Source organism: Sphaerisporangium sp. NPDC004334, from assembly GCF_053602655.1.
This window is the reverse complement of record NZ_JBSGDZ010000012.1, coordinates 132,876-146,947: the sequence shown is the minus strand read 5'-3', so window position 1 is coordinate 146,947 and position 14,072 is coordinate 132,876. Positions and strand designations below refer to the sequence as shown.

At 74.8% G+C, this 14,072-nt stretch carries 11 protein-coding genes; 7 read left to right on the top strand and 4 right to left on the bottom strand.

The annotated features are described in order from the left end of the window. Window positions 1–5: 5 nt before the first annotated feature. From ACWEN6_RS17470 to ACWEN6_RS17455, 4 genes are all read right to left on the bottom strand, one after another. Window positions 6–2,141 (bottom strand): NACHT domain-containing protein, encoded by a 2,136-nt coding sequence (locus ACWEN6_RS17470; RefSeq protein ID WP_452571111.1) that lies wholly within the window; start codon window positions 2,139–2,141, stop codon window positions 6–8. A 127-nt stretch (window positions 2,142–2,268) separates the two neighbouring features. Next, window positions 2,269–3,033 (bottom strand): DUF72 domain-containing protein, encoded by a 765-nt coding sequence (locus tag ACWEN6_RS17465; protein WP_452571110.1) that lies wholly within the window; start codon window positions 3,031–3,033, stop codon window positions 2,269–2,271. Between the two features lie 159 nt (window positions 3,034–3,192). After that, the gene (locus tag ACWEN6_RS17460) at window positions 3,193–4,737 is read right to left on the bottom strand and encodes an aromatic amino acid ammonia-lyase (RefSeq protein WP_452571109.1); all 1,545 of its coding nucleotides are present in this window, start codon (window positions 4,735–4,737) and stop codon (window positions 3,193–3,195) included. 222 nt (window positions 4,738–4,959) lie between these two features. Then, complete coding sequence (locus ACWEN6_RS17455; RefSeq protein ID WP_452571108.1) at window positions 4,960–5,193, bottom strand: PepSY domain-containing protein; 234 nt, start codon at window positions 5,191–5,193, stop codon at window positions 4,960–4,962. A 257-nt stretch (window positions 5,194–5,450) separates the two neighbouring features. On the opposite strand from ACWEN6_RS17455, the gene ACWEN6_RS17450 reads away from it, so the two are divergent. The 7 genes from ACWEN6_RS17450 (at window position 5,451) to hutI (ending at window position 14,062) form a co-directional block, all read left to right on the top strand. Then, entirely contained in the window at window positions 5,451–6,401 is a 951-nt protein-coding gene (locus tag ACWEN6_RS17450) for a MurR/RpiR family transcriptional regulator (protein ID WP_452571107.1), read from the top strand. Window positions 6,402–6,662: 261 nt separating this feature from the next. Then, complete coding sequence (hutU, locus tag ACWEN6_RS17445) at window positions 6,663–8,333, top strand: urocanate hydratase (RefSeq protein WP_452571106.1); 1,671 nt, start codon at window positions 6,663–6,665, stop codon at window positions 8,331–8,333. A gap of 41 nt (window positions 8,334–8,374) precedes the next feature. After that, entirely contained in the window at window positions 8,375–9,556 is a 1,182-nt protein-coding gene (locus tag ACWEN6_RS17440) for an allantoate amidohydrolase (protein WP_452571220.1), read from the top strand. Between the two features lie 32 nt (window positions 9,557–9,588). Beyond that, window positions 9,589–10,920, top strand: coding sequence for a formimidoylglutamate deiminase (locus ACWEN6_RS17435; protein ID WP_452571105.1), 1,332 nt, complete (start codon window positions 9,589–9,591; stop codon window positions 10,918–10,920). 151 nt (window positions 10,921–11,071) lie between these two features. Next, the gene (locus ACWEN6_RS17430) at window positions 11,072–11,602 is read left to right on the top strand and encodes an RNA polymerase sigma factor (protein WP_452571104.1); all 531 of its coding nucleotides are present in this window, start codon (window positions 11,072–11,074) and stop codon (window positions 11,600–11,602) included. Beyond that, the gene (locus tag ACWEN6_RS17425) at window positions 11,599–12,774 is read left to right on the top strand and encodes a hypothetical protein (protein WP_452571103.1); all 1,176 of its coding nucleotides are present in this window, start codon (window positions 11,599–11,601) and stop codon (window positions 12,772–12,774) included. The genes ACWEN6_RS17430 and ACWEN6_RS17425 overlap by 4 nt, the downstream gene beginning before the upstream one ends. Before the next feature lie 103 nt (window positions 12,775–12,877). Then, on the top strand, window positions 12,878–14,062 hold the full coding sequence (gene hutI, locus ACWEN6_RS17420; protein ID WP_452571102.1) for an imidazolonepropionase: 1,185 nt from the start codon (window positions 12,878–12,880) through the stop codon (window positions 14,060–14,062). The last annotated feature ends 10 nt before the right edge of the window (window positions 14,063–14,072 follow it).

Sequence of the window (14,072 nt, the reverse complement as noted above, 5' to 3'; positions counted from 1 at the left end):
GGTGATCAGGAGGCGGGGGAACGCGCGGGGGACGGGGGCGGGCCGGTGAGGTGGTCGTGGAGTTCGGCGTGGCGGAACTGGTAGAGGGGGCCGACGGCGCGTAGCAGGCCGGTCTTGTGCATGTCGTCCAGGAACGTCATCAGGCGCAGCGGCAGCCGGCCGGTCGCGGCCAGCAGCGGCAGGGTGAACACGGTGGCCGCCCAGGCCCGCCGCCCCCGCTGCGTCAACGTGGCGAGCATGCCGCCGACGAACAGTCCGAGGCCGAGCTCGCGCAGCCGGTCGCCCGGTTCGCCGCCCATCTGCCGCAACACCCAGCCGGCGCCGAGGGCCAGCGCCGTGCCGATGAGCAGCCCGGTGAGAAGCCGCATGCCGGTCAGCGCCCGGTTGGCCCGCCATACCGCCATCGGGGTGAGGGCGCTGGTGAATCGAGGCGGCCGCTCCTCGTCCGGCTCCGCCGGTCGCGGGGCGGCGATCGTCAGCCAGAGGCCGGCCGTGGTCATCACCGCCATGCCGACCCCCTGCCAGAATCCGTAGACCGCCCCGGTGACGACTCCCATCGGCAGGCCCAGGCCGGGAATGGAGAGCATGGTGAGCCGGAAGGGCCCGCTCTGCTCGCGTACCAGGCGGGCGAGGTGGTCCGGCAGCGCCGGGCGGGAGAAGGCGGGCGTGTCCGAGGCCATCGACGCCGTACCCAGGCCGTAGGCGAACCACAGGGCCAGGCCCAGCGGGGCGCGGCCGGCCGCGAGCGGCGGCAGCGCGGCGGGCAGGCCGTACAGGATGCCGGTCCAGGAGACGGCCCATCCCCGGACGTGCCATGACGGCCGCCGCCGCCCCGGCGGGGTGGCCGCCTGCCGCGCGATGCGCCACCAGGCCACTTCACGCGTGCCGTGGGCCGTCGACAGCCGCGCCAGGAACGACAGCCATCCGCGTACGCGGACGGGGTCCCAGGTGTGGCGCGGACGGAAGGGGTCGTTGGCGGACGGCCGGGCCGGTGGCCGGTCGAGCAGGGCGGGGATGAGCTCGTCGAGCAGGTGCGCGCGCAGCGCGGCGTCGTCGCCCGCGTAGACGGTCGCCAGGGGTGTGGGATCGGCGCCCCGCTCGATGTAGACGGTGCGCACGAGCCACAGCCCGAGCGCGGTCCTGGTCGCCGCGGCGAGCGCGGGCGCCTCGCCGTTCTCCATCGCGCGCAGCGTGCGGTCCCAGGCCGGGGTGCGGTCCGGTGGCAGGTCGTCGGTCAGGTAACCGATCGCGACCTTGAGGTCGAGCGCCTTGGGGGCGATGACCGCGGCGCCCTTCAGCACCCGGCCGGACTTCTTGACGGCCTCGCCGTACTCGTCGGTCCGGGAGGTGAGGATCACCTGGTCGCGCTCTGCCAGCGTTTTGTTCAGCGCGGCGATCACTCGGGGCCGGGCCGGCTCGGGCAGTTCGTCCAGGCCGTCCAGGACCGGCAGGACGTGGCCGCGCCGCACCAGCAGGTCGGCGCCGTCCGCGCCCTTTCCCCGTCCCCGCGACACCCCGTAGTCCGTGCGCAGCCGCTCGGCCAGCCAGTCGTGCAGGCGCGGGTGGACCTCGACGTCCCAGTCGGCGAGCGACACCGGCACCGGTACCGGCTCCTCGGAGGTGCGGGTCTCGATGAGCAGCAGCAGAAGCCGGACGGCCAGTGTGGTCTTCCCCGTGCCCGCGCCGCCGGTGATCACCAGGCGACGCCGGCGCAGGGCGCGGAACGTCGCCACGAGCCACTCGTCGTCGGCCGCGTCGCCGGAGATGTCGCCGTCGGCGACCAGCCGGGCGTGGTCCATCGTCGTGGTGCGCCGGGTCAGGTGCCAGGGGACCGGGATGGTCGGGGCTCCCTGCGCGCGGATCGCCCGCTCCTCGGCCCACCGGTCGTGCACCAGCTCCGCGAGCACCCGCTTGGCCTCGGCGACGTCCTCGGGCGGGCCGGCCGCCCACGCCCGCCTGAGCCACAGGACCAGCGGCACCACGAGCGTGACCGTCGTGAGCAGGACGCCCGCCGCGTCTCCGAGGTGCAGCTTCTCACCGAGGTCGAGCCTGACCAGGACCATGACGACGACCGTGCCGAGCCCGAGCAGGGACAGGCAGGCCGCGGCGATGACCATGAGGCGACGGCGAGACCGGGACATGAGCGGATACTGACAAACCAGGTCGGCCACCGTCAGGGTGATCGGGAAATCCGTGACCGCTCGGAGACGTACGGGCGGATCACTCCGGGTCCACGCGCGGTCGGACGTCCACGGCGACGGCGAGAGATCAGGCGGGCGGGACCGGCGGGGTGGGGGTGACGGGAAGACCCTCGGCGCGGGCCAGGTCGGCGAAGCGGACGGCGTTGCGGACGGCGGCGCCGCCGGGGTCGTTGTTGAAGTATACGTAGACGTCGTCCCCGGGGGTCCACCGCTCGCCCAGCCGGTGCAGCCACGACCGCAGCGACGCATCGCCGTAGGAGGGCCAGGGGTGGGCGCGGCCCTGGTGGAGCCGCAGGTAGCCCCACCCGGCGGTGCGCCACAGCGGGGTCACCGGGCGGCCCAGGACGTCGGCCCAGCACAGGGCGGCGTCGTGGGCGGTCAGCACCTCGCGCACCGCGCCGGTCCACCAGGAGTCGTGGCGCGGCTCGACGGCCACGCGCACATGGCGCGGGAAGCGGGCCAGGCAGGCGTCGAGCCGCTCGGGGTAGGCCTTGAGGTTCGGCGGGAGCTGGACCAGGACGGGGCCGAGCTTGGGACCGAGGCCCTCGGCCGCGTCCATCAGCCGCTGGACCGGCTCCTCGGGGTCCTTCAGCCGCTTGATGTGGGTGAGGAACCGGCTGGCCTTGACCGCCATCACGAACCCGTCCGGGGTGCGGTCGCGCCAGCTCTCGAACGTCTCGCGCGCCGGCAGCCGGTAGAAGGCGTTGTTGTTCTCCACCGTGCCGAAGCACTCGGCGTACCGCTCCAGCCACACCCGCTGCGGCAGCCCGGCGGGGTACAGCACGTCGCGCCAGTGCTTGTACTGCCACCCCGAGGTCCCCACCAGCAGCATCAGAAGACCCTCCGCTTCACCGCCTCCGCTTCGTTCCTCGTCCTTCCCCCGTCGCCCGGACCCATGTGACCCCGAACGGTCACTCCTCCACGGCGCGTCTCATCCCGGCCCCGCCGGCTGTCCAGTCGCCGTACGGCCGGTTCTTGTTCGTGACCGTCGTCAGATCGTGGCGAAGGTGTCCAGGAGCGCTGCGGCGGTCTCGGTGTCGGTGGTGAGGGGGCGGTCCTCGTCGCGGGAATCGAGGCGTGCCGCGGCGAGGGTGTACGCGGCGCCGGCGGGGGTGGCGGCGATGGCGGGGCCGAGGTCGCTCTGGCGCAGCGCCCGGACGGCCGCCACCAGTTCGCAGGCCAGCACCAGGCGGTAGGACGAGGCGGCCCGGAGCGTCTGCCTGGCCGACTGGGAGGCGAAGGCGGCGTGGTCCTCGACGCCACGGGACAGCACGGCGTGGCCCAGCGCCGCCGGCAGGGCCGCGTTGCGCAACTCGGCCAGCGCGGAGCTCGCGGTGTATTCAAGGATCATCACGCCCGAGCTTCCGGCCGCGGCGTCGGCGAGGAAGGGGCGCAGGCCGGTGAACGCGGGCTCGACCAGCGTGGCCAGCCGGGCGGTGGACAGGTGCGCCGTGTGCAGGAGCGCGACCCGCAGGTGGTCCAGGGCGAGGCCGAGGGGCGCCTGGTGGAAGCCGCCGTGGTGGTGGACGGTGCCGGCGGCCGCGGAGATCAGCGGGTTCTCGGCCGCGGCGTTGATCTCGACGCCGAGGACGCGCTCGAGCGCGGCCACGGCCTCGACGGCCGGTCCGTGCACCTGCGGCAGGCAGCGGTACCCGAACGGATCCTGGATCCGCGCCGCCGGTGCCGTGGACGCCGCGCCTTCGTCTTGTCCGGTCGGCGGCGCGGGGGAGGAGGGCGAGGGCGGGGAGGGCGCGTTCTCGCGGGCTGGAGGGGGCGCCGGGGTGAGGAGGCGGCGCATCGCGGCGGCCACCTCGACGGAGCCGGGGTGCGGGCGGGCGGCGTGCACGCGCTCGTCGTACGGCTCGGTGTTGCCGTCCACCGCGAGCAGGGACAGGGCGGCGACGACCTGGGTGGCGCGGAGCAGCGGCGCGACGTCCGCCCAGGCGAGCGTCGCCTGCCCGATGGTCAGCGCGCTGCTGCTGCAGAAGGCGAGCGCGTCGCCGGCCGCCAGGGCGATCGGTGCGGGGGGTTCGCCCCGCCCGTCGCTCCAGGGACGCTCGCCGATCAGGGTGAGGCCGGTCTCGGCCAGGGCGGTCAGGTCGCCGGTGCCGATGGCGCCGATCTCGTGGACCTGCGGCAGATGCCCGGAGTTCAGGGCGGCGGCCAGGGCCTCGGCGAAGGCGGGGCGCAGCCCGGCTCCGCCGGCCATGATCTGGTTCACCCGGACGGCCATCATCGCGCGTGCCTGTTCGGCGGGTACGAGAGCGCCGGCGCCGCCCGCGTGGCTGCGCAGCAGACGCAACCCGTGCGCGTCCCCCTCGGCCGCCGCGACCTGCTGGGTGCGGTTCGCGCCCACGCCGGTGGTCCGCCCGTAGACCGGCCGGCGGCGCGCGATCTCCCCGGCCGCCTCGAAGGCCGCCGTGGCCCGCTCCAGGCCGTCCGCGGCCAGGTGGACGGGCGCGCCGTCACGCGCGATGCCCGCGATGTCCGCCGGGCCGGTCCGGGAGCCGCCCAGGGTGATCGTCCGTAATGTCATATATGAGCCCTCGAGACCCACATTACTGGCCCTTTCCGGACCAGAGGACGATCAGAAGGCGACGGGCGACGGGCGACGGGCGACGGACGGCGGCTGGACGGTCATGCTCGCTCACCGGCGCCGGCACCGGGCGGCGGTCCCCCGGAGGCCGGCTCCCGCGGTGGGTCGTCGTCGGTCGTTGGGTCAGACCCCGACCGGGAGGCGCTCACTTACATGATCACATCAGTCGTCGTCGGAGTCGTCCGCCCCGTCGGCCCCGGTGACGTCGTCGTCCTGCGTGTCGGCCAGTACGGTGCCGGAGGTGGCGTCGACGGTGATGTCGTGCTCGGGTCCGCCGGTGGCGGCGATGTCGAACTCCCACACCTGTTTGCCGTTCTCGGTGTCCAGTTCGGCGGAGATGACGGTGCCGCCGGGCACCTTCGCCAGAGCCGTCTTCTCGGCCTGTTCCCGCGACACGGCCGGGGCGGACGCGGAGGGCGAGGGGGAGAAGGCGTCCTGCCGGGCGGCGTTAAGGGCCCTACGGTCTGTGCGGGGGCGAGATCGGGCTGCCGTGGCGGTGGTCTTCGCCTCTTGACATAGGAACATGCATCGGCGATCGTGCATGAAAGTTTGCATTCGGCGATGTGTGCGCACAGGTGTGCGACGCGGACCGAAGCTTGGCAAGGGGCTGAACGCGCGCCGGCGGCCGGCGCGCGGGCACAGGGGAGGCGTGAATGAGCGGGACCCCGAGTGCGGCTGCTCCGGGGACGGTCGATCCGGGGACGGTCGATCCGGTGATGTCGGCCGCTCCGGGGGCTGCGGCGGTGGGCGCCGAGGATGCCTCGCGGGTGGCCGCGCGGCTGCAGGAGCTCGTCGAGGGACACCGGCTGTCGCCCTCTCAGCGGCGGATCGCCCGTCACCTCATGGAACGGCCGCACGAGGCGGTGTTCCTCACCGGCAACGACATCGCCGAGGCGGTCGGCATCAGCCAGCCGTCGGTCACCCGCTTCGCCTTCGCCCTCGGCTTCGCCGGCTTTCCCGAGTTCCGCGACCACCTGCGGGCCGCGCTGCGCGACGGCCAGGACGTCCCGGCCGCGCCCGCCGCGCTGAACCCGGTGCAGGCCATGGTCGAGTCGGAGCTGCGCAACCTGGAGCAGTTGCGCGACGGCCTCGCCGACACCACCCGCCTCATCGAGGTGGCGGGTGCGCTCGCGGCCTCCCGGCCGCTCCCCGTGCTCGGGTTGCGGGTGTCGGCGCCGCTGGCGCACCTGTTCGGCTACCTGGCCTCCAAGGCGCACCCCGACGTCCGGGTCATCGATGCCCCCGGGTCCACCATGGAGGACCGGCTGAGCCGCGCGGCGGACGCCGGGGCCGCGTGGGTGCTCGCCTTCGGCCTGCCCCGCTACCCGCGTGAGCTGCGCGACGGGCTCGTGTGGGCCAGGCGGGCAGGGCTGCGGGTGGCACTGGTGACCGACCACGCCGTGGGCCCGCTGACCGAGCACGCGGACGCGGTGCTGGCGGCGCCGGTGAGCTCGCGGTTCGCCTTCGACTCGCAGGCCGCGCCGAGCGTGCTGTGCGCCGCTCTGGTCCACGCGATGCTCGGGGCGCTGCCGACGCCGGAACAGTCGTCGATCGAGGAGTTCGAGAACAGCGCCAGCGAGCGCCGCCTCTTCTTACCCGGCTGACCGCACGCCCCGGCCGTCCCGCACCAGCCGGACCGCGCGCCGCAGGGACGGCCCGGGCGGCGTGACCGGCGAGGACACGGGGATCGGCCCGGCTGCCGCGACCACCGGACCTGCGCAGACGAGACCGCGGACCCGGCGGCACGGCCCCCCGGAAGGGCCAGGGACGGCCGCGAGGTCACACAGGGATGACGAGCACGACCAGCACGACCAGGACCGCCAGGGAACATCACGGATGACGATCCAGCGAGGAGATGAGCGGCGATGAGCGAGCAGGCGAGGCGGGTGATCCGCTCTCCACGTGGCACCGAGCTGTCCTGCCAGGGATGGCAGCAGGAGGCCGCGTACCGGATGCTGCACAACAACCTGGACCCCGAGGTCGCCGAGCACCCCGACGAACTGGTCGTGTACGGCGGCACCGGCAAGGCGGCCCGCGACTGGCGGTCCTTCGACGCCATCGCGCGCACCCTCCAGGGCCTCAAGCAGGACGAGACGCTGCTGGTCCAGTCGGGCCGTCCGGTCGGCGTCATGCGCACCCACGAATGGGCGCCCCGCGTGCTGCTGGCCAACTCCAACCTCGTCGGCGACTGGGCGACCTGGGAGGAGTTCCGCCGGCTGGAGGCGCTCGGCCTGACCATGTACGGCCAGATGACGGCCGGGTCGTGGATCTACATCGGCACGCAGGGCATCCTGCAGGGCACCTACGAGACCTTCGCCGCCGTGGCCGCCAAGCGGTTCGGCGGCACCCTCGCCGGGACGGTGACGCTCACCGCCGGGCTCGGCGGGATGGGCGGCGCCCAGCCGCTGGCGGTCACGATGAACGACGGCGTCGCCATCTGCGTCGACTGCGACCCCTCGCGCATCGCCCGGCGCATCGAGCACCGCTACCTCGACGTCCAGGCCGGCGACCTGGCGGAGGCGGTGCGCCTGGCCACCGAGGCCCGCGACGCCCGCCGTCCGCTGTCCATCGGCCTGCTCGGCAACGCCGCCGAGGTGCTGCCCGAGATGCTCGCCATGGGCGCCCCGATCGACATCGTGACCGACCAGACCTCCGCGCACGACCCGCTGGCCTACCTGCCGGTCGGCGTGGCGTTCGAGGACATGCGCGAGCAGGCGGCCAAGGACCCGGCCGCCTTCACCCTGCGCGCCCGCGAGTCGATGGCCAGGCACGTCGAGGCCATGGTCGGGTTCATGGACAGCGGCGCGGAGGTGTTCGACTACGGCAACTCCATCCGCGGCGAGGCCAAGCTGGCCGGGTACACCCGCGCGTTCGACTTCCCCGGCTTCGTGCCCGCCTACATCCGGCCGCTGTTCTGCGAGGGCAAGGGCCCGTTCCGCTGGGCGGCGCTGTCGGGCGACGCGCGCGACATCGCGGCCACCGACCGGGCGATCCTGGAGCTGTTCCCGGAGAACGAGTCGCTGGCCCGCTGGATCAAGCTGGCCGGTGAGCGGGTCGCCTTCCAGGGGCTGCCGGCCCGCATCTGCTGGCTCGGCTACGGCGAGCGCGACAAGGCGGGCCTGCGGTTCAACGAGATGGTCGCCTCCGGCGAGCTGCGGGCCCCCGTCGTCATCGGCCGCGACCACCTGGACGCCGGGTCGGTCGCCTCGCCGTACCGGGAGACCGAGGGCATGCTCGACGGCTCCGACGCGATCGCCGACTGGCCGCTGCTCAACGCCATGGTCAACGTCGCCTCCGGCGCGTCCTGGGTGTCCATCCACCACGGGGGCGGCGTCGGCATCGGCCGCTCCATCCACGCCGGGCAGGTCGCCGTCGCCGACGGCACCCCCCTCGCCGCCCAGAAGCTGGAGCGGGTCCTCACCAACGACCCCGGCATGGGCGTCATCCGCCACGTGGACGCCGGATACGACCGCGCCGCCGAGGTCGCGGCGGAGCGCGGTGTCGCCGTCCCCATGGCGTCCGGGGAGTCCCGGTGACCGCACCCGGCGCCGCCGGGCTCCGCCCTGGCTTCGAGCGGATGTGGGGCGACCTGGCCGCCATCGGAGACGAAGGGGAACGCGGCTACCGGCGGTTCGCCTGGACGCCGGTGGACCTCGCGCTGCGCGACTGGTTCCGCGCGCAGGCCGAGGCCAGGGACATGACCTGGGAACGCGACCGCAACGGCAACGAGTGGGCCTGGTGGGGCACCCCCGGCCCGGGGGCGGTGGTCACCGGCAGCCACCTGGACAGCGTCCCCGGCGGCGGGGCCTTCGACGGGCCGCTCGGCGTGGTGTCGGCCTTCCTCGCCGTGGACCTGCTGCGCGAGCGGGGCGTCGCTCCGGAGCGCCCCGTGGCCGTGGTCGACTTCGCCGACGAGGAGGGCGCCCGCTTCGGCGTGGCGTGCGTCGGCAGCCGCCTGATGACCGGCATCCTCGACCCCGGCGACGCGCGCGCCCTGCGCGACGCCGACGGGGTGACGCTCGCCGAGGCCATGCGGGCCGCCGGAGCCGACCCCGGCGCGATCGGCCGCGACGAGCAGGCCCTCGGCCGCATCGGCGCCTTCGTGGAACTGCACATCGAGCAGGGACGCGGCCTGGTCGACCTCGACGCCCCGATCGGCGTGGCCGCCGCGATCTGGCCGCACGGACGGTGGCGCTGCACCTTCCACGGCCGGGCGGACCACGCGGGGACGACCCGGCTGGCCGACCGGCACGACCCCGTGCCGCCGTTCGCCTCGACCGTCCTGGCCGCGCGGGAGGCGGCGGGGCGGCTGGGCGCCCTGGCGACGTTCGGCAAGGTCAGGGTCGATCCCAACGGCACCAACGCGATCGCCTCCCGGGTCGACGCCTGGCTCGACGCCCGCGCCCCGGAGGCCGGGACCGTCCGCAAGCTGGTCGAGGAGGTGACCGGGGCGGCGCGGGACGCCGCCGCCGTGCACGGCGTGCGGGTGGAGGTGGCGCAGGAGTCCTGGACCCCGGTCGTGGAGTTCCCCGGCGGGCTGCGCGATCGGCTGTCGGCCGCCCTCGGCGGCGTCCCCGCCCTGCCCACGGGGGCGGGCCACGACGCGGGCATCCTGTCGGCTCTGGTGCCCGCCGCGATGCTGTTCGTCCGCAATCCGACCGGCGTCAGCCACAGCCCCGCCGAGCACGCCACCACCGACGACTGCCTGGCCGGCGTCCGCGCCCTGGCCACCGCCCTCGCGGACCTGGCATGCCGGTGAGCGTCCCTCCCCGCGGCCCGGGAGGGCGGCCGATGAGCGTCTTCTACGCCGACCACGCCTGGCTCGGCGGGGACGCCACGGTCGCCGGCGTGGTCATCGAGGTCCAGGGGGAGCGCGTCACGCGCGTACTGCCCGGACAGGACGGGCCGCCGCCCGGCGCCGAGCACCTGCGCGGCGTCACCGTCCCCGGCCTGGCCAACGCCCACTCGCACGCCTTCCACCGGGCGCTGCGCGGGCACACCCAGCGCGAGCGCGGCACGTTCTGGACCTGGCGCGAGCAGATGTACCGGGCCGCCGCCCGTCTCACCCCCGACGGCTACCACGCCCTGGCCAGGGCCGTCTACGCCGAGATGGCACTGGCCGGGGTCACCTGTGTCGGCGAGTTCCACTACGTCCACCACGACACCGGGGGACGGCCCTACGCCTCGCCCAACGCGATGGGCGAGGCGCTGATCGCCGCGGCCGCCGACGCGGGTATCCGGATCACGCTGCTGGACGCCTGCTACCTGCGCGGCGGCTTCGGGATGCCGCTCGAAGGGCCGCAGCTTCGCTTCGACGACGGCGACGCCGCCGCCTGGGCGCGGCGCGTCTCGTCCCTTCCGTCCGGGCCGCACGTTCGCATCGGCGCCGCCGTCCACTCGGTGCGGGCCGTGCCGCCCGAGGAGATTCGGGTCGTGGCGGCCTGGGCGCGCGAGCGGGGCGCGCCGCTGCACTTCCACCTGTCGGAGCAGGTCGCCGAGAACGAGGCGTGCATGTCGGCCTATGGCCGCACCCCGGCGGAACTGCTCGACGAGAACGGCGCCCTCGGCCCGCTGTCCACGGCGGTGCACGCCACCCACCTGACCACCGCCGACGTCGAACGGCTCGGAGCGTCCGGCACAGGGGTGTGCATGTGCCCGACCACCGAACGCGACCTGGCCGACGGCATCGGCCCGGCCCGCGCCCTGGCGGAAGCCGGGGCGCCGCTCTCGCTGGGCAGCGACAGCAACGCGGTGGTGGACCTGCTGGAGGAGGCGCGCGGCGTCGAACTGGACGAGCGCCTGGCCACCCGGCGCCGGGGCCACTGGCGCGCCGCCGACCTGCTGGACGCCGCCACCCGAGGTGGGCACGCCTCGCTCGGCTGGCCGCAGGTCGGCCGCATCGAGCCGGGAGCCCCGGCCGACCTGGTCACGATCGCCCTGGACACCGTGCGGACGGCCGGCTGGTCGCCGGACGGCCTGGTCGAGACGGTCGTGTTCGCCGCGACCTCCGCCGACGTCCGCGACGTCGTCGTCGCCGGCCGTCGCATCGTCGCCGGCGGCCGCCACCTCGCGGCCGGCGACGTCCCGGCCGCCCTGTCCGCGGCCATCGCCCCGCTGCGATGACCCGCTCAGATGACCTCGCTCAGCTGACCCCGCTCAGGTGACCTCGCGGCCGTGCCCGGCCCGCCGACGCCGTCACCTCCGGCGCCGGGCCGGCCACCGGCCGCGCCGCGCGGCGGTGCAGCGGATCGGGACGGGCGGGCGTTCCTAGGACATGAACAACGAGACGGTCGCCCGCGCGCCGGCACCGGCCGGCACCGTACTGGCAGGCACCGTGCTGGCCGGCATGTACGGCGAGCACCGGCTCGCCCTGGTGCGCCTGGCCATGCTGCTCGTCGGCGACCTGGAGAGCGCCGAGGACATCGTGCAGGACGTGTTCTCCCGGCTGCACGCCAAGGGGCCGCGGGCCCTGACCTTGGCGTACGTCCGCGTCTGCGTGCTGAACGCCTCCCGCTCGGTCCTGCGCAGGCGCGGGGTGGCGGCCAGGGCGGCGCTGGGGCGGACGGCGGACGAGCCGGTGGATTCTGCGGAGACGGCCGCGCTGCTGGGCGAGTCGCGGCAGGAGATGCTGGCCGCCCTGGACCGGCTGCCCAGGCGGCAGCGCGAGGTCCTCATCCTGCGCTACTACCTCGATCTGTCCGACGCCGACATCGCCCGGGCGACGCGCGTCAGGGAGAGCACCGTGCGGTCCAACGTCTCACGGGGCCTGGACCGGCTTGAGCGTGAACTGGGAGGCAAGGCGTGAGCAGCATCGAGGACCGGCTCAGAGACGCTCTGGCCGCCGAGGCCGAGACCGTGCGGGACGACGGGTGGCCCCGCCCTCTGCCCGCGTCGCGCGCGCGAGCGCGCCTGTGGTGGGCGCCGGTGGCGGTGGCGGCCGCCATCGTGGCCGTGGTGGTGGGCACCGTCGTGGGGACGCGTACGGTCGCACCGCCCGCCCCGGCGGCCAAACCCACGCCGTCCACCGGCTCCGTCGCGCCGCCGATGGAGAAGGTCTGGCCTCGCGCGGTGCACGAGATCCCCGTCAAGGGCCCGGGCGGCAGGACGTTCATACCGGACGTGTTCGTCAGCGACCGGGTCGTCGCGGGCCGGGCGTTCGCTCAGAAGCGGCTCGACGGGATCTGGTCGTACGACCTGGACCGGCGTACCTTCACCCGCGTGGCGCCGCTCAGGGACCGCGACGTCATGAAGGCCCCTCTGGTCCACGGTGACGGGTATCTGGCCTGGTCGGCGCTGGCCGGTCGCAGGACCGAGATCTGGGCGGTGCCGGTCACCGGCGGCGTCCCGCGCCGGATCGTCTCGGTAACGGCCCTGATGACCAGCGACGACTCCTACTACGGCATCGACCTCGCCATCGCGGACGGCATGGCGGTGTGGTCGCCGTACGACGGCGGTGTCTACCGGGCCCCGCTGAAGGGCGGGAAGGCCGCCCTGGTCAGCGGCACGAGAGGCTTCCACCTGGTCGAATGGCCGTGGGCCGGATGGCCTCGCGTGGTGGCGGCCGACCACCCCCTCCCTCGCCCCATGGAGCACCTGAAGAACGTCCTCACCGGTGCGCTGAGCGACGTGACCCCTCCTCCCGGCCGATCAACGTGGGAAGGGTGCGGGGCGAGCTGGTGCTACACCCGTACCGAGGCATGGCGACGCGACGGAACCGGTCTGCGCAAGCTGCCGGGCAGCGCCCGCGGAAACCTGTACTCGGGCCGTTTCGTCATGCTCGCCCAGCAGGATCGCGCCGGGCGGCATGCGAGCACCGTGCACGACATCGCCACGGGACGTACCGGCCTGCTGTACCCCACCCCCCCGTTGAGCGGAGAGAAGCCGCCTCCCGCCCTCTTCCTGTCCAGGGACATGATCCGATACGAGACAGGGCGAGGCACGCAGATCGTCCTCGACCTGGTCGCCGCCGGCCGGTGAGGCACCCCGCCGCGGGCGGCGCCGAGTCGGCGGGACCCGTGAGCCACCGGTACCGTCTTCGGGGGCGGCGGGACCGGGCCGCGGGGCGGAGGCGGGGGCGGGGATGAGCGGTCTTGTGGTCGACGGCATCGGGTCGCTGGTGACCAATGACCCGGAGCTGGGGCATGGGTCGCTGGGCGTGGTGGAGGACGCGGCGATCGTCGTCCAGGACGGGCGGGTGGCGTGGGCCGGTCCGCGGACGCGCATCCCCGAGGGCGCGGGGGGCGAGCGGTACGACGCGGGCGGCCGGGCGGTCATCCCCGGGTTCGTGGACAGCCACGCCCACCTGGTGTTCGCCGGGGACCGCACCGCCGAGTTCGAGGCGAGGATGTCCGGCCGTCCCTACACCGCCGGCGGCATCCGCACCACGGTCGCGGCCACCCGCCAGGCGAGCGACGACGCGCTGCGCGCCAACGTGCGCCGCCTGGTCGCCGAGGCGCTGCGGTCGGGGACGACCACGATCGAGTGCAAGTCCGGGTACGGCCTCACCGTGGCGGACGAGGCGCGCGGTCTGCGCCTGGCCGCCGAGCACACCGACGAGGTGACCTATCTGGGCGCCCACGTCGTGCCGCCCGAGTACGCGGGCGACCCCGACGCCTACGCCGCGCTGGTCGCGGGGGAGATGCTCGACGCGTGCGCCCCGCACGCACGGTGGATCGACGTGTTCTGCGAGCGGGGGGCGTTCGACGGCGACCAGACCCGGGCGATCCTGACCGCCGGCAAGCAGCGGGGACTGGTGCCGCGCGTGCACGCCGGGCAGCTCGGACGCGGCCCCGGCGTGCGCATCGCGGTCGAGCTGGGCGCCGCCTCCGCCGACCACCTGACGCACCTGGACGACGCCGACGTCGAGGCGCTGGCGGGTGGCGACACGGTGGCCACGCTGCTGCCGGGCGCCGAGTTCTCCACGCGGTCGCCCTACCCCGACGCGCGCCGCCTGATCGACGCGGGCGCCACGGTGGCGCTGGCCGCCGACTGCAACCCGGGGTCGAGCTACACCACCAACATCCCGTTCTGTGTGGCGCTGGCCGTGCGGGACATGGGCATGACGCCCGACGAGGCCGTGTGGGCGGCGACCATGGGCGGCGCCCGCGCGCTGCGCCGCACCGACGTGGGACGGCTGTCCCCGGGCGCCCGCGCCGACATCGTGGTGCTGGACGCCCCCTCGCACGTCCACCTCTCCTACCGCCCGGGCGTCCCCCTCGTGACGCGCGTCTGGAAGGACGGCCGACCGGCGTCCTCCTCGGGGTGATCGCGGCGAG